At 69.0% G+C, this 19,676-nt stretch carries 23 protein-coding genes; 12 read left to right on the forward strand and 11 right to left on the reverse strand.

Annotated features, from left to right (window positions below; genetic code table 11):
- The 3 genes from Pth03_RS13085 to Pth03_RS13095 form a co-directional block, all read right to left on the reverse strand.
- A complete protein-coding gene (locus tag Pth03_RS13085) occupies positions 1 to 894 on the reverse strand; it encodes a helix-turn-helix transcriptional regulator (RefSeq protein WP_203944492.1) in 894 nt (297 codons plus the stop codon).
- A 137-nt stretch (positions 895 to 1,031) separates the two neighbouring features.
- Positions 1,032 to 1,487 (reverse strand): GNAT family N-acetyltransferase, encoded by a 456-nt coding sequence (locus tag Pth03_RS13090; protein WP_239118998.1) that lies wholly within the window; start codon positions 1,485 to 1,487, stop codon positions 1,032 to 1,034.
- Between the two features lie 99 nt (positions 1,488 to 1,586).
- Positions 1,587 to 2,165, reverse strand: a complete 579-nt coding sequence (locus Pth03_RS13095) for a helix-turn-helix domain-containing protein (protein WP_203944493.1) — start codon at positions 2,163 to 2,165, stop codon at positions 1,587 to 1,589.
- Between the two features lie 46 nt (positions 2,166 to 2,211).
- Here Pth03_RS13095 and Pth03_RS13100 point away from each other — a divergent pair, with 46 nt between their 5' ends.
- The 3 genes from Pth03_RS13100 (at position 2,212) to Pth03_RS13105 (ending at position 4,214) form a co-directional block, all read left to right on the forward strand.
- Positions 2,212 to 2,574 (forward strand): GNAT family N-acetyltransferase, encoded by a 363-nt coding sequence (locus tag Pth03_RS13100; RefSeq protein WP_275413094.1) that lies wholly within the window; start codon positions 2,212 to 2,214, stop codon positions 2,572 to 2,574.
- On the forward strand, positions 2,484 to 2,723 hold the full coding sequence (locus Pth03_RS42060; protein WP_275413096.1) for a GNAT family N-acetyltransferase: 240 nt from the start codon (positions 2,484 to 2,486) through the stop codon (positions 2,721 to 2,723). Before Pth03_RS13100 ends, Pth03_RS42060 begins: the two co-directional genes overlap by 91 nt.
- A gap of 153 nt (positions 2,724 to 2,876) precedes the next feature.
- The gene (locus Pth03_RS13105) at positions 2,877 to 4,214 is read left to right on the forward strand and encodes an L-type lectin family protein (protein ID WP_203944494.1); all 1,338 of its coding nucleotides are present in this window, start codon (positions 2,877 to 2,879) and stop codon (positions 4,212 to 4,214) included.
- Between the two features lie 29 nt (positions 4,215 to 4,243).
- On the opposite strand, the gene Pth03_RS13110 is transcribed toward Pth03_RS13105, so the two are convergent.
- Both Pth03_RS13110 and Pth03_RS13115 read right to left on the reverse strand, forming a co-directional pair.
- A complete protein-coding gene (locus tag Pth03_RS13110) occupies positions 4,244 to 4,771 on the reverse strand; it encodes a DUF6789 family protein (RefSeq protein ID WP_203944495.1) in 528 nt (175 codons plus the stop codon).
- Between the two features lie 100 nt (positions 4,772 to 4,871).
- A complete protein-coding gene (locus tag Pth03_RS13115; RefSeq protein WP_203944496.1) occupies positions 4,872 to 5,435 on the reverse strand; it encodes a TetR/AcrR family transcriptional regulator in 564 nt (187 codons plus the stop codon).
- A 99-nt stretch (positions 5,436 to 5,534) separates the two neighbouring features.
- Here Pth03_RS13115 and Pth03_RS13120 point away from each other — a divergent pair, with 99 nt between their 5' ends.
- Positions 5,535 to 6,254, forward strand: coding sequence for an MBL fold metallo-hydrolase (locus Pth03_RS13120; protein WP_203944497.1), 720 nt, complete (start codon positions 5,535 to 5,537; stop codon positions 6,252 to 6,254).
- A 22-nt stretch (positions 6,255 to 6,276) separates the two neighbouring features.
- Here Pth03_RS13120 and Pth03_RS13125 read toward each other — a convergent pair whose 3' ends face one another.
- On the reverse strand, positions 6,277 to 7,299 hold the full coding sequence (locus tag Pth03_RS13125; protein ID WP_203944498.1) for a DNA polymerase IV: 1,023 nt from the start codon (positions 7,297 to 7,299) through the stop codon (positions 6,277 to 6,279).
- Between the two features lie 209 nt (positions 7,300 to 7,508).
- Here Pth03_RS13125 and Pth03_RS13130 point away from each other — a divergent pair, with 209 nt between their 5' ends.
- Both Pth03_RS13130 and Pth03_RS13135 read left to right on the forward strand, forming a co-directional pair.
- Positions 7,509 to 7,727 (forward strand): hypothetical protein, encoded by a 219-nt coding sequence (locus tag Pth03_RS13130; protein WP_203944499.1) that lies wholly within the window; start codon positions 7,509 to 7,511, stop codon positions 7,725 to 7,727.
- A 114-nt stretch (positions 7,728 to 7,841) separates the two neighbouring features.
- Positions 7,842 to 9,374 carry a substrate-binding domain-containing protein gene (locus tag Pth03_RS13135; RefSeq protein WP_203944500.1) on the forward strand — a complete coding sequence of 511 codons (1,533 nt, stop codon included), beginning with the start codon at positions 7,842 to 7,844 and terminating at the stop codon, positions 9,372 to 9,374.
- Positions 9,375 to 9,469: 95 nt separating this feature from the next.
- Here the strand turns inward: Pth03_RS13135 and Pth03_RS13140 are convergent, their stop codons facing one another.
- Positions 9,470 to 10,567: a hypothetical protein gene (locus tag Pth03_RS13140; protein WP_203944501.1), complete on the reverse strand. Its 1,098-nt coding sequence runs from the start codon at positions 10,565 to 10,567 to the stop codon at positions 9,470 to 9,472.
- Positions 10,568 to 10,654: 87 nt separating this feature from the next.
- Positions 10,655 to 11,833 (reverse strand): UDP-N-acetylglucosamine--N-acetylmuramyl-(pentapeptide) pyrophosphoryl-undecaprenol N-acetylglucosamine transferase, encoded by a 1,179-nt coding sequence (locus Pth03_RS13145; RefSeq protein WP_203944502.1) that lies wholly within the window; start codon positions 11,831 to 11,833, stop codon positions 10,655 to 10,657.
- Positions 11,834 to 12,020: 187 nt separating this feature from the next.
- Between Pth03_RS13145 and Pth03_RS13150 the strand changes: the two genes are divergently transcribed.
- Together Pth03_RS13150 and Pth03_RS13155 are read left to right on the forward strand one after the other, a co-directional pair.
- Positions 12,021 to 12,446, forward strand: a complete 426-nt coding sequence (locus Pth03_RS13150; protein ID WP_203944503.1) for a hypothetical protein — start codon at positions 12,021 to 12,023, stop codon at positions 12,444 to 12,446.
- Between the two features lie 10 nt (positions 12,447 to 12,456).
- A complete protein-coding gene (locus Pth03_RS13155; protein WP_203944504.1) occupies positions 12,457 to 13,020 on the forward strand; it encodes a dihydrofolate reductase family protein in 564 nt (187 codons plus the stop codon).
- Positions 13,021 to 13,081: 61 nt separating this feature from the next.
- Here Pth03_RS13155 and Pth03_RS13160 read toward each other — a convergent pair whose 3' ends face one another.
- On the reverse strand, positions 13,082 to 13,435 hold the full coding sequence (locus tag Pth03_RS13160) for a winged helix-turn-helix transcriptional regulator (protein WP_203944505.1): 354 nt from the start codon (positions 13,433 to 13,435) through the stop codon (positions 13,082 to 13,084).
- 127 nt (positions 13,436 to 13,562) lie between these two features.
- On the opposite strand from Pth03_RS13160, the gene Pth03_RS13165 reads away from it, so the two are divergent.
- Together Pth03_RS13165 and Pth03_RS13170 are read left to right on the forward strand one after the other, a co-directional pair.
- Complete coding sequence (locus Pth03_RS13165) at positions 13,563 to 14,222, forward strand: hydrolase (protein ID WP_203944506.1); 660 nt, start codon at positions 13,563 to 13,565, stop codon at positions 14,220 to 14,222.
- Between the two features lie 222 nt (positions 14,223 to 14,444).
- The gene (locus tag Pth03_RS13170) at positions 14,445 to 15,227 is read left to right on the forward strand and encodes an MIP/aquaporin family protein (RefSeq protein WP_203944507.1); all 783 of its coding nucleotides are present in this window, start codon (positions 14,445 to 14,447) and stop codon (positions 15,225 to 15,227) included.
- A 39-nt stretch (positions 15,228 to 15,266) separates the two neighbouring features.
- Here Pth03_RS13170 and Pth03_RS13175 read toward each other — a convergent pair whose 3' ends face one another.
- A complete protein-coding gene (locus tag Pth03_RS13175; RefSeq protein WP_203944508.1) occupies positions 15,267 to 16,352 on the reverse strand; it encodes a hypothetical protein in 1,086 nt (361 codons plus the stop codon).
- Between the two features lie 113 nt (positions 16,353 to 16,465).
- Between Pth03_RS13175 and Pth03_RS13180 the strand changes: the two genes are divergently transcribed.
- A complete protein-coding gene (locus Pth03_RS13180) occupies positions 16,466 to 17,125 on the forward strand; it encodes a YdcF family protein (RefSeq protein ID WP_203944509.1) in 660 nt (219 codons plus the stop codon).
- A 181-nt stretch (positions 17,126 to 17,306) separates the two neighbouring features.
- Here Pth03_RS13180 and Pth03_RS13185 read toward each other — a convergent pair whose 3' ends face one another.
- Positions 17,307 to 18,389 (reverse strand): hypothetical protein, encoded by a 1,083-nt coding sequence (locus tag Pth03_RS13185; protein ID WP_203944510.1) that lies wholly within the window; start codon positions 18,387 to 18,389, stop codon positions 17,307 to 17,309.
- Positions 18,390 to 18,735: 346 nt separating this feature from the next.
- On the opposite strand from Pth03_RS13185, the gene Pth03_RS13190 reads away from it, so the two are divergent.
- Positions 18,736 to 19,617: a GNAT family N-acetyltransferase gene (locus Pth03_RS13190; RefSeq protein ID WP_203944511.1), complete on the forward strand. Its 882-nt coding sequence runs from the start codon at positions 18,736 to 18,738 to the stop codon at positions 19,615 to 19,617.
- The last annotated feature ends 59 nt before the right edge of the window (positions 19,618 to 19,676 follow it).

A 19,676-nucleotide genomic window follows, 5' to 3' on the forward strand; every position in this document is an offset into this window, starting at 1 on the left:
TCACTCGTCCCGTGTGGAGCGGGACTCCCCCGTCAGGGACACTTCGGCGGGCACGGCCGTGCCCGGCTCCGGCCGTACGGCCAGGCTGCCGAGCAGCCGGAGCTTTTCATGAGACAGGGAACCGGGCTCGGCGTGATAGGTGACCAGCATCTGCCCGGCGGCGCCGGGGATCGCCAGCTTCTCGTACCGCAGATCCAGCGCCCCGACCTGCGGATGAAGCAGCCGGCTGACCCCGCTCGTCTGGTGCCGCACATCGTGACGCGCCCACAACATCCGGAAACGGTCGCTGCGCAGGCTGAGCTCGCCGACCAGTTCGATCAACCGGGGATCGTCGTCGGCGGCCCCGATGACCGACCGTAAGTACGACACGGACTTGGCCGTCATCCCCTCCCAATCGCGGTAGAACTCCCGCATCTCCGGTTCCAGGAAGGCCGCCCGCATCGTGTTGACGCCCGGCGCGAAGAAGGGGCTGAGCGCAATGGCCATCGCGTTGGCCGCGAGGGTCGTCATGTACCGGCCGTGAACGAGCGCGGGCGTGGTCGCCCAGTCGTCGATCAGGCTCTGCACGCTCCCGCTGACCTGCTCGGCGCGGGCCACGGCCCGGCGACGCGCCGGACGCACCGGCCGCGCCAGCTCCCGCAGGTAGATCTCGGCATCCGCATCGAGCTGCAACGCCCGGGCGATGCTCTCGAGGACCTGGTCGGACGGATGCTGATCACGGCCCTGCTCCAGGCGCAGGTAGTACTCCACGCTGATGCCCGCCAGCAGCGCGACCTCCTCCCGCCGCAGACCCGGCACCCGCCGCCGATCACTGCCGGGCAGGCCGACATCCTCCGGACGCAGCCGTTCACGGCGAACCCGCAGGTAATCACCCAGTTTGCTTCCCATGGGCATGCGACCAGCGTAGGACGCCGCCGCCCGCTCAGCCTGTCCCTGTTACTACCGGTGTCAGCGGGGACTCACCGGCGGTGACGATCCCAGGCTTCCTGCGGTACGGCCGGGCCGGCATGGTGGACCTCCGGGCCCCGGCCTCAGGACCGCTCGGGCCATGCGTAGAGAGCGTCGGGCACACCTTCTTCGTTGCCGCTGCCGTCGCCGAACTCGACCGCCGTGAACCCGTGCCGCTCATAGAAGCGGCGGGCCCCGGCATTGGGCTGGAAGACGTAGAGCCGAAGGCCCTCCGGCCGTTGCCGTTTGGCCATGCTCAGCAGCTCTGATCCGACCCCGCGACCCTGCTCGGGCGGTGAGATGTAGAGGTGCTCCAGCCCGTCCATCGACAGCGCGGCGAATCCCACTATTTCGCCGTTCGCGGTGGCGACCCACATCTCATGGTCCGGCACCATCACCTGCGAGATCCACGCGCGGGTCTCCTCATCGGTGTGCAGCTCGGGCAGGTAGGTCATCTTGCCCCGGGCGGCGAGGAACACCTCGGCGATGCCGGCCGCGTCGGCGGCCGAACCCGGGCGAATGAGGATCGAGTCGTTCACGCGGCGACCATAGGGCGGCGATGAGCCGCCTGCCACCGGTTTATCGTCTCCCCGTTCCCGCCGCGGCCGCCGCCGGACGCAGGCGCCGGAGTGGACCGCTCAGTGGTGCGGTTGGGCGGCACGCGGGCGCATGATGAGCGCGGCGACGTAGTACGTGCAGGGAACCGAGCCGGGGTTGGCGTAGCCGTGATCGGCGTCGGCGGCGAAGTAGGCCGAGTCTCCCTCACCCAGCTCGACGGCCCTGTCCGCGACGCTCAGCCGGAGCGTGCCCGACTCGACCACGACGTACTCGTGCGAGCCCGGGGCGTAGGCCGGAAACCGGCCCGCGTCGCAACCCGCGGGCAGCGTCGTGCGGATCCACTCGAAGTTCACCCCGGGCACCACGGGGGTGAGGATCGTCCGGTGCCATCCGCCGGGCTCCTCGACGGTGTCCTGATCGGCGGCGCGGCGCACGAGCAGGTGCCGGTCGTCCGGCTGGGCGACCAGCTCGGCGAGGGGCAGGCCGAGGCCGTCGGCGATGCGGCCGAGCACGACGACGGTGGGCGCCTTCTGGCCGCGCTCCACCGAGGACAACATGCTCACGCTGACGTCGGCCGCGTCGGCCAACTGCTGAAGGGTCAAGCCGAGGACGTGCCTGAGCTCCTGCACGCGCCGCCCCAAAGCCGCAAGGTCCACCATTCCTCTATAATAATGATATATTACGCTATAGCGAAATGAGGATCTCGTGACGATACCCGAGGCCGAAATCCGTGCAGCGGCACCCGAGGACCTGAAGGCCGTAGCCGAGATCGGCGCCTACTACGTCACCAACAGCGTGGCCACCTTCGACGAGACACCCCGGACGGTCGACGAGTGGCGGCGATGGCTGGAGGAGCTCGCCGGGCGCGGCCTGCCGTTCCTCGTCGCCGACCTGTCCGGCGAGGTGGCCGGGTACGCCTACGCCGGCCCCTGGCGCCCCAAACCGCCTACCGGCACACCGTCGAGGACACGATCTACATCGCCCCCGGCCATGTCGGTCGCCGGCTGGGCACGGCGCTGCTCGGTGGCCTGGTGGCCGAGTCCGCCAACGCAGGGATGCGCCAGATGATCGCGGTCATCGCCGACACGGGCGACGACGCCTCAGCGGCCCTGCACCGCCGCTTCGGCTTCACCGAAGCCGGTCGGCTGACCGGTGTGGGGTACAAGCACGGCCGCTGGATCGACACCCTGCTCATGCAACGCTCCCTGACGGGATGATCCTTGAGGCGGGGCCGCCGCCATTCTGGAGCTCCCACTGCAAAGGGTCGGTAATCCCCACAGGTCAATGCCGCCCAGCCGAAACGGCACATGATGCGATGCCCTTCGGTAGGGAGATGACCGCGATGGCCATGTCTGCAGGGAGTTCCACGCATGATCCTCAAGCGCTTCAGTCTGGCCGCGGCCGCCGCTGCCCTCAGCGCCGCCGCGGCCCCCGCGCCTCTCGGCGCACATGCCGATGCAACCCGGCAAGCCGACACCGTCCTGGAGACCTTCACAGGCGCCACCGCGGACCCCAGGTTCCAGGCGTTCGGGTCGGCATGTCTGACCGGCGCACCGCAGGGAACGCCACCCGGCCCGGGTCTCCATCCGCTCGGGGGATGCAGCTCGACCCCGGCGGGCCCGGTACCTCCAGGGTCTGGCGCGCCGTTCGGCTATCTCCAACTGACGGACGCGAGCGAGAACCAAGCCGGCGCCGTGCTCCTCAACTCGCCGACCCCCTCCAGCCGTGGAGTGGATGTGACGTTCGAGCAATGGCAGTACGGCAACACCTCGGGCGACGCGGCCGACGGGCTCTCCTTCTTCCTCGTCGACGGCGCCGCCACGCTGACACAGCCCGGGGCGTTCGGCGGCAGCCTCGGGTACGCCCAGAAGCTCCCTGACGACGATCCGCAGAACACCTTCCTTCCCGGCGTGAACGGCGGATACCTCGGCATCGGGTTCGACGTGTTCGGCGGCTTCTACGGCGACGCGGAGCAGCGCGGCGACGGATGCGCGCTGCGATCACCGGCCGGCACCACGCCCGACAGGCCCCCCGGGCCGAACATGGTGACCGTACGCGGCCCCGGGAACGGCACCGCCGGATACTGCTTCCTGACCGCCACCACTTCGAACTTCTCCGCGACCGGGGCGCGGCCGTCGACGTTGCCCGGCCGGCTCCACGGGCCGTTGACCGACATCTCGTCCGATCCCGAAACGGCCCAGGCAGACCTGGAGCCCAGTAAACGGACCGTCCGGATCCGGATCACGCCGGCGCCCAACCCGATCGTCACGGTGGACGTCGACTTCAATGACGGTGCGGGCTTCCAGCAGGTGTTGTCCTTCCCTGCGCCTCAGCCGGTGCCGGCTTCCTACTTGTTCGGATTCGCCGCATCCACCGGGGGCGCCACCGACGTGCACCTGATACGGAATGTCAGGATCGCCGAGTTGGCATCGTCCCCGCCCGCGCCAAGCCCCTCCGCGCCCGGCCCTTCGGTGCCGATGGAGCCGGCCCAGCTGAGCAGCGCCTCCACCGCCTCCCCTGCCGCGCACGAAACCGGTGGCGCCGTCAGGCACAAAAAGGAGAACTTCGTGGGCTTCGTCGCCACCATGGACAGGAGCAAGCTCCACAAGAAGCTCCGCGAGATTCACGCCCTTCTGGAGCAGGCGAAACACCGCCATCTCGGGCGGAACGTCAACGCCAAACGCCCACGGAGCGCAGGCCCACGCTGACCTCGGCGGACGGGTCACGACGACCTGCGTCAGCGAGCCGGCTGAGGTTGCGGGGTCAGGAACTTCGACCGCTGGTACTCGTAGCCCTCAGCCGGGCTGATGCGGGCGGCCGGGCCCTTGCGGGCGCTCAGCATGTTCATCGAGAGCGCCAGCGAGACGCCGTACACCACGTGGCCCAGGGCCAGCAAGGCCTGACGTCGCGGGTCGTCGTGGGAGACCGGCGGAAGCGCGCCGATCCGGGGCGTCCAGTGCTGGAAGCCTGCATACCAGAGCGCGAGGCCGTACGCCGCGCCGATCGGCAGGGGCACCTGCTGCCCGCGGAACAACGAGGCCAGCACCGCCCCGGCGGAACTGCCGTACGCGAAGTGAGCGATCGTCGCGAACGCGTTCTCGCCCGGTTTGGGGCGATGCCTGCTGCCGGGAAGCAGGATCCGCATCACCTTCTTGGGGGGCGGGTGATCCAGCAGGCCGGCGCGCTTGCCCGCCATCAGCACAGCGCTGTACACGCCGGTCGCGATCGCGCCGCCGACGGCGCCGTTCACCATGTTGCGCCTCATGATGGTGCCTGTTCCCCCGGCTCGAGGGACTCGCTCCCCGGAACCGCCCTAATTCGGGTAAATGCCCCACCTGGCGTTTCCTTGGGGAAACGAAAGTGCGCTAGGCCGGGTTGGTGAGGGCGGCCGCCAGGCGGGCCATGCCGTACTCGTAGGCGCGGTCCACGTCGCCGCCGAGGTTGAAGGCGGCGGCCAGTTCCATGCTGATGAAGCCGTGCGCCCAGGCGGTTGTCGTGCGGGCCGCCTCCAGGGCTTCGGCGGGGCCGGCCAGGTCGGCGGATATCTGCAGGAGGGGGGCCGCCGCGCGGGCCAGGAGGGCGGGGTCGGGCCTGCCCGAACCCGGGGTGTTCGTGAAGACCAGATGGTAGGCGGCCGGGCGGGCGTGGGCGAACGCGCGGAAGGCGCGAAGCAGCTCGACCAGGGTCTCACGGGGGTCGGGAGCCGCCGGGACGGCGTGGAGTTGCCTCTCCAGGTCGAGGAGGGTGACCTCGGCGACGAGGCGGACGAGGGCGTCGCGGTTGCGGACCCGCTTGTAGAGCGAGGGGGCGCGCACGCCGACCCGGTCGGCGACCGCCTGCATGGTCAGCTGCGCGAGCCCGTGCGACTCCAGGATGTCGCGGGCTGCTTCGACGATGGCTTCGAGCGAGGTGCGTTCGGGCGTCGGCATGCTGTTCTCCTTCCGGGGTCGATTTCATCATAGCTATGGACCATAGCTATGATGGCTATGTACCGTAGCCATCATCGCAGATCGGCGAGGAGAAGGATCATGAAGCTCGATCACCACCTGCATCGCATCGGGAACGACATCGTGGCGGTCTATCTGGTCGTCACCGGCGACGGCGTGACGGTCGTCGACGCCGGGCTGGCCGGCCACTGGCGGGAGCTGACCGCCGAGCTCGCCGCCCTGGGCCGGACTCCGTCCGACGTCCGCGGCGTCGTGCTCACCCACGGCGACACCGACCACCTCGGCTTCGCGGAACGGCTCCGCCGCGAGCACGGAATCCCGGTCTTCGTCCACAGCGCCGACGCCGCGCGCGCCCGGGGCGAGGTCAAGGTCAAGAACAGCTGGGGGCGCGCCAGGATCGGCGCCACGGCCGGCTTCCTCTGGTACGCCAGCCGAAAGGGCGGCCTGCGCACGACGTACCTCACTGAGGTGTCGGAGGTGGCCGACGGCGACGTGCTCGACCTGCCGGGCGCGCCCCGCATCCTGGGGTTGCCGGGGCACTCGCCGGGCAGCATCGCCGTTCATGTGCCCGAAGTCGATGCGGTGTTCGTCGGCGACGGCCTCACGACGCGGCACGTACTCACCGGACAGCGCGGGCCGCAGCCGGCGCCGTTCACCGATGATCGGGAGCAGGCGCTGGCGTCGCTCGACCGGCTCGGGGAGGTGCGGGCGAAGTGGGTGCTGCCGGGGCACGGCGCGCCCTGGAACGGGGGCGTGCAGGAGGTGGTCCGCCAGGTCCGGGCCGCGGCACGACCGGAGTAGCGTCCGGGCCGTCCTGCGACCTCTAGCGGACGAACTCCGCTCTGACGCCCAGCAGCCGCACCGGCCGCCGTTCGGTGAACCGATCGAGGGCGGAGCGGGCGGCCTGCTCGATCTCCGTGGCCGCCGCGGTCGGCACCGTCAGCGTGTGGCCGTGGGTGTGGGTGATGAACGGGGCGTACCGCACCTTCACGACGACGCGGGTCGCAGGCCGCCCCTCGACGGCGACGTCGTCGGCGACGCGGCGCGCCAGACCGGCGACCTCGCGCCGCACCTGACCCCAATCGTCGAGATCGTGCTGGTAGGTGGTCTCCCGGCTGCGGGAGCGCGCCGCGCAGGGCGTGCCGATCACCGGCGAGCTGTCCCGGCCCTGGGCCAGCCGAACCAGCCACGGGCCTGTCGTGGGGCCGAACTGCGCGGCGAGGGCGTCCGGGTCGGCGGCCGCGAGCCGCGCCACGGTGTCGATGCCTATCGCGGCCAGCCGCCGGGCGGTCTTGGGACCGATCCCCCACAGCGCGTCGGTGGGCCGGTCTCCGAGCACCTCGAACCATGTTTCGCCAGTGAGCCTGAAGATCCCGGCGGGCTTGCCGAACCCGGTCGCCAGCTTGGCCTGCAGCTTGTTCGCTCCGATGCCGACGGTGCAGTCGAGATCGCTCGACTCTCGCACGCGCCTGCGGATCTCCCGGGCCGTCTCCTCCGGGTCGTCGGTTTCGACCCCGAGGAACGCCTCGTCCCAGCCGAGCACCTCCAGGACGGCGTCGATCTCCCGCAACGCCGCCATCACCTGTGACGACGCCGCTTCGTACGCCTCCCGGTCCACGGGCAGGAACACCGCGTCGGGACAGCGCCGCGCCGCCGTCCGCAGAGGAAGGCCGGAGTGCACGCCGTACGGGCGGGCCTCGTAGGACGCCGTGCTGACCACGCCCCGCTTGGCCGGATCACCGTCTCCGCCGACGACGACCGGGCGGCCGCGCAACTCCGGACGGCGCAGCAGTTCGACGGCGGCGACGAACTGGTCGAGGTCGACGTGGAGCACCCACCGGGCCATATTTCATTCTCACCCGGCCGTCTCCCGGCGGCGACGAGGCGGCCGGGCCCTGGGCCACCTTGAACCGGGCCTCCGGAAGGCGCTCATGCCACCCTCAATGTGGCCACCGCACCGGAATTGGCCGAGACCACGGGTACTTCCACATCGGAACCCAAATCCGCTCCCCCGCCGCGTCCTACGATGTCGGGCTACAACGGCGAATATGGGATATGACCGTCGCCTACATCGCTCGCAATGGCGTCGAAAAGGAGCTGTCCGGTAGTCACAGCCACGCCCCCGGTTCCGACGGGTGCGCCACCGCGCAGATGCTCGCGCGAGGTCTGTTTCGCCACGAAGCGTGGGTGACGGTCGAGCGGCAAAGCGTGGCGCTTCGCGTGCCGTCATGCGGCGGCGAACTCCCGGCGAACATCGGAGAACCGGTCAGTTAAAACACCCGAATCCTCATTGCCGCCACATATCGCGAGCGAAGATCATATGTGGGGCTATTGCCGTATCAAATTGAAAGCCCGCATTCCGGGGCATTCACGGGGAGCGTCACAAGGGTGAACTGGTTCAGCCCCGAGAACATCGTCGCCGTGGTCGCCGCGCTGCTCGGCCTCGTGGCGCCCGCCGCGGGCGGCCTTTACCAGCTGCGAACGCGGCGCGGCAAACGCATCGGCCACCGCGTCCAGATGGACACCGCCGTCGGCGGCAACGGCGGCGAAGAGACGCGGCCGAACGCACCGCTCGGGCTCTTCACCGATCAACCCGGCATGTCCAATGTCACCCTCGCGCTCCTCCGTATCGAGAACACCGGCACCAGCAGCATCTCCGACGCCGACTACACCAACCCCGACAAGAATCACGGCCTCACCGTCGTCTTCGCCGGGCGCACCGTACGGAACGTCGAGGTCATTCCCGACCCCGAGGCAGAGCACCTGCTGGGCTACTTCGTCCCGGTCGAGGGCAAGGGAGGCATGCAGTACAGCGGCAACGCCATCCGCCTGCCGCGCGTCCCGCTCAATGAGGACGAGTACTTCAAGCTGCTCGTACTGCTCACCGGCGGCCGCGTCGGGAGGGTCGAAGTCACCGGGGGCATCCAGGACGGCAAGGTGGAGCGCACCCGCAGCATGTCGGTCGACGACAAGCCGCCCCTGTTCAGCAAGCTCGCCTTGGCGACCACCATCGTCCTCGCCGCCTGCCTCCTCATGCTGGCGGGCATCATCGTCTTCCGGCAGTCGGCCCCTCCCATCGGTTGCGCCACGGGCGAGCTCAGGGTGGTCGGGTCCACCGCCTTCGCCCCGGCCATGCGGGAACTCGCCACTCGGTATGAGGCGGACTGCCCGGGCTCGGAGATCACGGTGGACGCGCACGGCAGCAACGAGGGAGTGCGCGAACTGGCCGAAGGGGGCGGCGCGAACAACGGGTCCCCGGCCCTGCTTGCCGTCTCCGACGGCCCCAAGCCGGCAAGCTACACGCAGCTCAGGGAGGACCGGGTCGCGATCGCGGCTTTCGCCCTCGTGGTCAACGACAAGACCGGCATCAGGAACCTGACGATCGACCAGATACGCCGGATCTACCGGGGCGACATCGTCAACTGGAAGGAGCTGAGCGGCCCCGACCTCCCCATCCGGCTCGTCAGCCGCGACGCCAACTCCGGCACGCGTGACCTGTTCCGACGGCGCATTTTGGACGGCCAGGGCGAGCCCGCCTTCACCTCCCGGGACTGCGAAAGCAAGAACTCCCCGCAGGACAAGATCATCCGCTGCGAACTGGACAGCACGGACGAAGTGCTCAAGACCGTCGCCGAGCTGCCCGGCGCCATCGGCTACAGCGAGCTGAGGGCCGCGACGACCACCAAGCGTCTGCACACCCTGAACATCGACGGCCATGCACCGTCGATCAAAGCCATCGGCGACAACACGTACCGCTTCACCGAGATCGAGTACGCCTACACCGACGGCGCACCGGCCTCCGGCTCCCTGACCTCGAGCTTCCTCAATTACGTGATCAGGGGCAATGGCCAGGAGGTGTTGAAGACCTTCGGCCACCTGCCGTGCTACACCCCGGACGGCCTCAAGCGCTGCCAGTCGTGAGCCCTGCGCTCCCCGGCCGCCGCCATGGGTGCGGCGGGCTCGTCCAGGGGCCAGGCCGGCCCACAGCCTGACGCCTCCGGCGGCTGTCCAGCGGGCTATTCCTTGATCGGCAGCCGAAGCAGCGCGGGCTTCAGCTCGATCCAGGCCCGCAGTTCGTCGGCCAGAGCAGCGGACGTGATGTACGGCAGGCACGGCTGGATCAAGTGGATCTGGTTTCGCAGCCGCCGGGACAGCCGGACGCCGTCAGGGTCGAGGGGCCGATCGGCGCACAGGCGTGTGGCATGCGCGAGGGTCGTCGTTGCCGCCAGCCACCGTTCCGCCGCCTGGTCCATCGTCGGCAACCCGTCGGCCATGCCCCGTGCGCGGGCCTCGGTGAGCGAGCCGATCAGCGTCACGGCCGCCTCGTCTGCGGTGTCGATCCCCCGCTCTGCCGCGTGGCGGTCGAGGACGAAGCCGAGTCGCCGCCACCGTGCCTCTTGGGCGGGCGTGTGCCCGGTACGGCGGGCCACCACGTTGCGCAGGTAGGCCCACCAGTTGGTTCGGCCGGGTTCCGCGCCGGGTTCACGTCTGTCCAGCCAGGCGACCAGGTCCGGTTCGCGCAAGGTCAGCAGATGGTCGGCGTAGCTCCGGAACGCCTGCTCACGCCCTTGGAACAACAGGTAGACATGACCATTCTCCGGCCCCAGCATCTTGAGCACGGTCCCGGGCAGTTCTTCCCACTCCTCCGGGTCCGCCACTACAAGGAGACCCATCCTGGAGGTGGGCTCCCAATACTCGATCATTCCGTCGTTGGGCGATGGGAGCTCCGCCAACGTGAACCCGCGTGCCTGCACGGCGCTGTGCAGTTCGCCGAAGTCGAGTCGCGGCCGGAACACGCCGTAGCGGTCGGCGAGCGCGGACTCGATCTGCTTCGTGCCGGTCAACCATGGCAGCCGGTGCGTCTGCGCTCCGAAGTAGGTGACCGCCCACTCGTCGTCAGCCCTGCCCCGCCACCAGCCGAACTCGACCAAGCCGAAATCGGAGATCATTCCCGACGGCGCCTCGAACGTGCAGTCATGCCCGAGCGCCTCCTCGACGTCCGGCCGCGTGCTGGTGTGGTCAAGGCCCAGCATGGTGCCGGTGATCATCAGGTCGGCGAAGAAGTCCAGGTCGTCCACCGGGGCATTGTCCAGCTCAGGCAAGCGCTCACGCATTCGGATATCGGGTGCGCGGCCCGCCCCTGAACGCCGAGATCTCAGTCGATGATTCAGCCCGGGCGCCTACCCGCGCCATAAGCGAGATCAGCCGGCGGCGGACAGCACGACGTCGACGAGCCGGTCCGCCGCGTCGGGCCGCCCGAGCGACCGAGCCCGGTCAGCGATGCCGGCGCGCAGGCGCGGATCGGCGATCAACCGGCCCACGGCCTGCCCCACCGCGTCCGGCGTCACTTCGCCCAGCAGGGCGACCGCGGCGCCGGACTCGTGCAGATGACGCGCGTTGTGCGCCTGCTCCCCACCGGCCGAACTGGCCAGGGGAATGAGCACCGCGGCCTTGCCCAGCGCGGTCAGCTCGGCGATGGTCCCCGCTCCGCTCCGGGAGATCACCACATCGGCCAGGGCCAGCACGTCGGGCAACTCAGGGCCGACATAGTCGGTGAGGTGATAGCGACCCGCCAGATCCCAGGGCAACCCCGCCACCCGCTCACGAAGGCCGGCGAGGTTCGCCGGACCGCACTGGTGGATGACGTTCGCGTGGGACAGCAACCACGGGAGGACCGCCGCCACCAGGCCGTTGATCTGCTGCGACCCCTGGGCGCCGCCCGTCACGTAGACGGTGGGCCGGGTGCGGTCGAAACCGTACAGGCGAAGAGCATCGACGGCCTTGGCAGGATGGCCCGACAACACCTCGGGCCGCACCGGGTTGCCCGTCACCACAGCAGACCGGCGCGCAGACTCCGGCAGCAGCGGCAGACTCGATTCGGAGGACACGGCCACGCGTGCCGCGGCACGCGCAAGCATCCGGTTGGCGAGACCCAGACGGACGGTCTGCTCATGAACCACCAGCGGACGGTGACACATCTTGGCCGCCAGGCCCACGGGGACGGCGACGTAGCCGCCGGTGGCCAGCACGACATCGGGCTCGAAATCGGACACGATCGACCGTGCCTGGGCGACACCCAGCGGAACACGGCCCATGTCGCGGACGTTGGCCGCCGTCACCATCTTCAGCGGGTTACGGGCCCGGCGCACCTTCCCGGTGGCGACGTGCGCAAATGGGATTCCCTCACTCGCGGCGACCCGGGCCTCCAAGCCGCCGACCGTCCCCACCCACAGCACCTCCAGCGCCCGGCCTCTCGCCTGAAGCCTGGCCTGCAAGGTGCGTACCGCGGTGAGAGCGGGATAAGTGTGCCCCCCCGTCCCACCCCCGGTCACGATCAAACGGAAGGGCCGCTCCGGGCTGTTCACAAGAAGGCTTCCCATCTGGCTGAGGATGACATCAGCCCGCGGCTGGGAGCAGCGGAGCATTGCGGACGATAGCAGTCCAGCCGTACTACACCGGCCTTGCCCGCCTCGCTCCAGGACCGCCGTCGGCGACATTGTCGGTGCTGCTTGAGATGGTCTGCCTGGACACTTCCGCGGCGGGTGGAACGAAGGGGGGATGGCTCGGATGGGCTTGGAAGTCGAGAGCCGATCGTCCGATTCGCCGTACATCGAGCGGGTGTGGCGAAGCAGGAGCCACGACGTCGACCGGATGACGTCGGTCGCGACCGCGCATTGGGATCTGGTCTTCTGGGAGCACCGCGGTCAGGTCAAGGTGGCTGTTCAAGGGCCGGAGTCGAAGGCCGGCCCGGCCCCCGTTCCCGACGACGCCACATTCTTCGGGATCAGCTTCGCGCTCGGCACATCGATGCCCCATTTACCGATCACTCAGCGCCTCGACGGTTTCGCGGAGATTCCCGGCGCGACGCGCAGATCGTTCTGGCTGAAGGGGTCCGCCTGGCGCCTTCCTGGCTATGACAACGCCGAGGGATTCGTACGGCGGATGGTGCGTGAGGGTGTTCTGGTCCGCGACCCGATCGTCGCCGCTCGATGAGGAGGTCGTCGTGACGAAGCTGGTCGTGTCTGAGTTCGTCTCACTCGACGGAGTGATGCAGGCTCCGGGAGGCGAGCCGGGTTTCCGGCACCACGGCTGGGTGCTGGAGCACTTCGCCCCGGAGCACGACGCCTACCGGTACGAGGAGCTCCTGGAGACCTCGGCCCTGCTGCTCGGCCGTGTCACCTACGAGGGGTTCTCCGGCGCCTGGCCCACGGTGACGGGCGAGTTCGCGGACCGGATGAACGCGCTGCCCAAATATGTGGTGTCCGGCACCCTGCACGAGCCGCTGGAGTGGAACGCCTCCCTCCTCAAAGGCGACCTGACCGGCGAGGTCGAGACGCTCAAACGCCAGGACGGCGGCGGGCACATCTTCGTCCACGGCAGCCGTTCGCTCGCGCAGGAGCTTTTGAAGCGAGGCCTCGTGGACGAGCTGCGGCTCATGGTGTTCCCCGTCATTCTGGGGTCGGGTGCGCGCCTGTACTCCGAATCACCCGACAAGACCTCGCTGACGCTGGTCGGAAGCCGCACGTTCGAATCCGGCGTGGTCGCGCTGACCTACGCCCGCAAGTAGTCCGCACCCCGGAACGCCACGGCGAGGGCGCGGTCCTTGAGCCGCCCCTCACCAGGACTTGTCATGCGCCGGTCCGAACTCCCTTCGCTTCGTCCTCTGCGGGCAGCCAGGTCTCGGCCCACAAGGAGAGCTCGCGGACGGCCGCCTCCAGTGCGCGACCCTTGTCCGTGAGCCGGTACTCGATGGTCACGGGAGTGGTCGGGAGCACGACGCGTTCGATGACGCCTTCACTCTCGAAGCGCTTGAGCCGCTCGGAGAGCAGCTTGTCGCTGATGTCGGGGATGGCGTCGCCGATCTGCCGGAAGTGCGTGGCTCCGGCGAGCAATTCGCGCAGGATCACCCCGGCCCACCGGCGGCCGATCATCTCGACGGCCTGGTGGTAACGGGGGCAGAAATCAGGCTCGTACGTGGACACGCTGCAAGCTTACCAATGGATAGCGACTTGCGCACCGGGAGAGCGGTGGGCTAGCTTCTGAACGTAAGGCACTTTCCAAAGGAAAGTCGATAACCCACCATCCTTACTCGTGCAGAGAGGTATCCCCATGCCCACCAGCACCGTGCAGGACCTGCCCGACAACGCCGTCGCCAGCCTGTTCAACGCCGAGGACACCGCGCTCGTCCTCGTCGACCACCAGCCTCAGATGATCTTCGGGGCGCGCAGCGCCGACCCGCAGACCCTGGTGAACAACGTGACCGCCCTCGCCAAACTGGCCACGGTGTTCCACCTCCCCACCGTGCTCACCTCCATCGCCGCCGAGACCTTCTCCGGCCCTCTGATCCCGGAGATCACGCGCGCTCTCCCGGACGTCGAGGTCATCGACCGCTCCCACATCAACGCCTGGCAGGACGGCGCCTTCCGGGCCGCCGTCGAGGCCACCGGCCGGCGCCGCCTGCTCATCGCCGGCCTGTGGACCGAGGTCTGCCTGACCTTCCCAGCGTTGTCCGCGACCGAGGCGGGGTACGAGGTCTTCGCCGTCGTCGACGCCTCCGCTGGGTCCAGCACCGCCGCTCACGACGCCGCGATCATTCGGATGACCCAGAAAGGCGTTGTTCCCGTCAGCACCGCGAGCGTGCTGTCCGAACTGCAGCGCGACTGGGCACGTACGGACACCTACGACGCCGTCAACGAAATCGTCAGCGACCACATGGGCGCCTGGGGACAGGGCGTCAACTATGTCCGCGCCGGGTTCGCCAAGAAGTGACTTATCCTCCTACCTATCCCCCCGTGCGACGCCCTGCGCCAGTGCAGGGCGCCGCACCGTCAGTGAACACCGGGGTCGGCGACGCACTGTTCAGCGGCAGGCATCTCCTATCTCATTCGCGATGGATCGATGTGGGAACAGATGCTCAGACGTCCGGGCGCTGACGGCGGATTTCCGCGCTCTCCAAGGGGACGGCACATGCACACGTCGTGCGGTGCTCGAGTGGCCGTGGTCGAAGCCACTGAACCGCCGGACCGGCCGACGCCCAAGATGATCGCGGCGCACAGCGGGCTGGAGTTCCTTCTGACGTTCGCTCTGCTGTTCGCCGTTACGACGATCACACGCTGGGTCATGGGGCCCTCCCCCATCGCCGACGTGATCCCGCAGATCCACCTGCGGCTGCTGCTCATCGGCGCGTGCGTGGGACCTCTGCTCGCGGGGCTGATCCTCAGCCCGCCCGGAAAGATCTCGGGGGCTCACACCAATCCAGCGATCTCGCTCGCCATGTGGCGCCTCGGGGTCTTCCCCGGCGTGTCCGTCGTGCCGTACATCGTGGTCCAGCTCGCCGGGTCGATGCTCGGAGTGCTCGCGGCGCGCGCCGTGTGGGGTCCGGTGATCGGGGACCCGTCGGTAGCGTACGCCGTGCTGCGGCCGGGCCCCGGCTGGTCGGCCCCCGCGCTGTTCGCGGCCGAGGCCGTCAGCATGGGTGTCATCGTCTGTCTTGTGGGGACCTTCCTGCGGAAACCCCGGCTGGCGCCGCTCGTGCCCTGGCTGGTCGGATTCCTGGTCGGTGTGGCGATCGCCTCCCTGGGCACCACCACGGGGGGCTCGATCAACCCGGCGCGCGAGTTCGGGCCGGCGGTCATTTCCGGGCAGCTCGACTTCCTGTGGGTCTACCTGCTTGCGCCCATGGTCGGAGCGGCGGTCGCCGCCACCATTTTCCTGCCGGCTTTCTATTTCGTCACCGGCGAAGGCCTGCCCCGCGTCCGCCGTCAGAGCGGGTGAGCAGGCTTCCAGCACCGGTCAAGGGTGAGTTGGGACCTCTTAGGCTCCCCCGCGCATATTGCGGTCGAGGTCGGCCATCTCGATGTCGACCGCGTAGACCACGAAGTCCTCTGTGGTCGGCAAGACGGCGCTCCAGTCTTCGGTGGCGAGTGTGCGCGCGAGTGCAGCGAGAAGATCCCTGCCGATGCCGGAACGGGCCAGGGTGAGTTCCTGAGCGAGCAGGCGGGCGGTGGCGGCGACCGCGCTGAGGTCCGCCGACGTCTCGTAGGCCATGTCCGCCGGTGACCAGACACCGTCCGGGTCCGCGTTCTCGGCCAGGTACGCCTGGCGGTCCTCGTCCAGCCCCACGTGGATGGTGAGATCGGCCGGATCCTCAGGGCCCTCGTACACGAGGGCGACGCAGTAGGCCGGCGACTCGACGGCCAGAGCGCGGACGGAGCGGGGGATCTGGACGCGCAGTTCACGCTGGACCGTCTGCCAGGCGGACTCGACGGTGAAACCGGCCGGTGGGCGTTCGTACTTCACCTGCGGGGGCCTGCCGGGTGGCGAGATCTCCAGTCGAACCAGGCCCTTGCCGTCGTAAACGGCGTCGATCGACATCCAGAGCCTGGTCCGGAGCGAGGCGCCAGGTCGTCTCTCCGCGTGGTGCACGGCGACATGGGTCACCTGATCCCCGTCGTACTCGTAGGTCTCGTATCCGCACCCGCCGATGGCGGCGGACGACGCCGTCCGGATCAGGCCCGCCTCGAAGCGGTATTCGTGCAGGTAGATCGGCCGGCCGTCCGCGGCGTAGAAGCGCGCCTGCTCGACGACGTCCGCGCCGTACGTGCGGAGGGTCTCGTAATGCAGTTCGCCGTCGAGGAAGCCGCTGTATTCGAGCAGGGCCACCACGCGATCCTCGATGTCGAACCCGATGCGGACGTGGTCCCCGGCCGGGGACGGGCGCTCGGGAAGACGGCGTCCCGGCCGGCGCAGGTCTCGCTCGTAGTGCAGCGGGCGCAGATCAAAAGCCTCGTCGTCGTACCATTCCCACCGGACCACCGCGGCGTACGTGGCGATCCGGCGACGGCCGTAGTCCTCGGCCAGACTCTCGAACCGTGCGTCGAGGTCGGAAAGGTCGATCACGCGCCTGATGATACGTACGGCGAGCCCCTCAGGCTTGGCCGATCGCAACGCGCGACGACGCACCAGTCCGTCGCCGCACACATTCACGATTTCCTCTGAGGACAGTGACGCGTATGACACTCCCGGCCGCACTGCCCGATGCGATCCGCGCCGACGTCGAGGTCCTGTGGGACTACCACGACATGCATCACACGGTTCGACCTGCCGACGTCGGGATAGGTCTCGGCAGTCATGACCTCGGAGTGGCGACCTGCGCCGCCGACCTGTATTCGCGCGGCATGTTCCCGCTGATCGTCTTCACCGGGGCCAACGCACCCACGACTCTCGCCGGATTTCCACGCGGCGAGGCCGTGCACTATCGCGAACACGCCCTCGAGCAGGGCGTCCCCGCGGAATCCATCCTCATCGAGCCCACCGCGACGAACACCGGCCAGAACATCACCCGCACACGTGACCTGCTCAGCCGACGAGGTCTGACGGTTCGCTCGGCCGTCCTCATGTCCAGGCCCTATCAGCAGCGACGTGCGTACGCCACATGCAAGAAGCTTTGGCCAGAGCTCGACGTCACCTGTGCGTCGCTCCCGATGCCACTCGACCAGTACGTGAGCGCGATAGGAGACTCCGACCGCGTCGTCAACATGCTGGTCGGCGATACTCAGCGGATCGTCGAATACCCCAAGCTCGGTTATGCCGTCGAGCAGCCGTTCCCGGCCGAGGTCCAGTCCGCCTACGAACGCCTTGTACAGGCCGGCTATACAAGTCGCCTGATCTGACGCGCCCGGGTCGGACTCTGGACGGACGTCCACAGGCACGTGCCTACCTGGTGGGGCCGATTCCGGTGCGGCGGTCACGAGGCCGACTTCGTCCCTTGCAGCGGATTGAGGAGGTTCACGAGCAGCTCGCGTGGGTGCGGACGTGGCTGGAACCGGAGGCCGAGGTGCTGCAGGGACCTCTTCAGGGAAGGTTGCGGAAGACGCCTGAAACTTTGTCGATCACTCCGGTGGCCAGGAGCGGGCCGCCGGGGACGGCCGACAGCGAGGTCAGTTCGCCGCCGGACGGAACCCTGGTCCAGTGGCCGGAGGGGTCGCGGTGGGCGAGGGCGGAGTCGTTGCCGTTGATGTCGGTGGAGCCGAGAAACCAGTGGCCGCCCCTGCCGTCGGGGACGGGTGGGAGGCCACGGATCATGCGTCCGGCCTTCGCGGAGGTGTCCTCGCTGCGCCAGCCGGAACCGGTCTGGAAGAGCAGGAACGAGGAAGCCCCGATCTCCCCGGTGATCCAGATGCCGGAGGAGTCGGCGGTGATGGCGGTCAGCCGAGGGCCGGTCGGGTCGGTCGGGGAATCGTCGGACGGGGGTGGGGCCGTGGGTAGAGCCGGGGTCAGGTTGACTCGGGTCCAGACCTTGCCGTCGAAGTGGTGCACCCAGGGGGCGTCGTCGTGGAGGGCCCAGATGTCGGAGGCGGAGCGGGCGCTGACTCGGAAGGTGTGGAAGGAGACGCTCTGTTCCGACCAGGTGGCGCCGTTGTAGTGCCAGGCCTTGTGGTCGCCGAAGACCCACACGTCGTTGTCAGCGGTGACGGCGAGGCTCCCGGCCGTAGCGGGCAGCTTCTGGACGATCGTCCAGGTGCGTCCGTCCCAGCGCAGGACGGAGGTGATGCCCTCGTCGTCGGCCAGGGCCCACACGTTGGAGGGGGCGGACGCGGCGACAGGGCCGACGTTGCCGCGTTTTACCGGGAAATCGCTTTTCGTCCAGCGGTCGCCGTCCCAGTGGAAGGCTGTGGGGTGATGCGGGCCGTCGGCCATCGGGAGCCAGGCGCCGATGCCGAGGATGTCCCAGCCGAAGGCCCAGGCGTTGTGCTCGCCGGTGGCGATGACCTGTCCGTAGGTGACCGACGACTGGGCGGCCACCAGTTTCCAGCGGTCGTTGCCGTCGTCTCGGGGTGCGGCCCACCAGAGCCAGAGGCCGGCGGCGGCTGCGGCCGCCGCGACGGCGGCTGCCCACCTGAGCCACAGGCCGGTGACGGCCAGCTTCAGAAACATGATCGAAGCATCTTAAAGGCGGCCAGAACGGCGCATGAGTATTCGTACTCAGCTGGATGGGCGTAGGGCCCAGAGGCGTTCGTGGCTTTCGCCACCGCCGTCACCAGGACGAACATACCCTCACAGCCCGATCGAACCAGTCACTGCGGAAGAGCCACACCCAACGGAGTAGCCCTTCTCAAACACGTTCTTAATCGATTGCCGTGCCCCCGGCCACAGCAGTACGGTCGGCCGGTCGCCCCCTCCCAGGGGTCTCATCGTGAAAGAGGTGTGTGCACATGCGCAGGAGCTTTCCGCAGCCGACCTCGCGTCCTGCCCTGATTCACCTCCTCACGACGGAGAAAGCGTGTCCATTCGCATCACCCCGCTGACCGACCCCGACCGCTCCCCCGCAAGCCGCCACCTCGTGTGGCTGGCCTCGCAACCGGACGGAACCCCCGTCGGATCGGCGTTCCTCCGGCTGTTCACCGGGCTGGGCCAGGCCCACCGGGCCGAGCTCGACATCGCCGTCCACCCCACCGAGCGTCGGCGCGGCATCGGCACACACCTGCTGGCGGCAGCCGTAGAGACGGCACGAGACGAAGGCCGGCGCAGCGTTTTCGCACAGGTCCAGGCCTGCTCGCCCGGCGACCTGTTCCTGCGTGCCCGGGACTTCCGCCGGGTCCTCACCTTGACGTACGCCCGGCTGCCGCTGGCCCGCGTCGACCTGGACGAGCTCGCCGAGATCGTCGAACGGCCGCACCCCGGCTACCGGCTGGCGTCGTGGGACGGTGTCGTCCCGGACGAACTCGCCGCGACCTTCGCCGCGTCCCGCCGGGCTATGGACGACATGCCGATGGACGACACCGACTACGGCATCGACACCTGGGACGTGGACCGCGTCCGGGCCGTCGCTCGGGTCGTCGCCGAGCGCGGCGACCTGCTTCACACCGTCGTCGCCGTCGACGAGTCGGACGACTCGATCGCCGGGTTCACCGAACTGGTCGTCCGGGGCGACGGCACGAGGGACGGCCAGCACTACGGTACGGGTGTCCTCCCCGAACACCGCGGCCACGGCCTCGGTCTGTGGATGAAGGCCCTGGCCGTACGGCAGGCCCGGGAGCGCCATCCGGCTCTGGACGGTCTGCTGACCGACACCGCCGACAGCAACCGCCACATGCGCGCCATCAACGACGCGCTGGGCTACGCCCCGACACACCAGGCGTACGGCTACCAACTCGACCTCTGACCCGGGGTGGGCCGGGAGCCTGTTAACAGCTCGGCGTGGCTCCGGCATCGTGCTGCCGG

Source organism: Planotetraspora thailandica, assembly GCF_016863335.1.
GTDB classification, from domain to species: Bacteria; Actinomycetota; Actinomycetes; order Streptosporangiales; family Streptosporangiaceae; genus Planotetraspora; species Planotetraspora thailandica.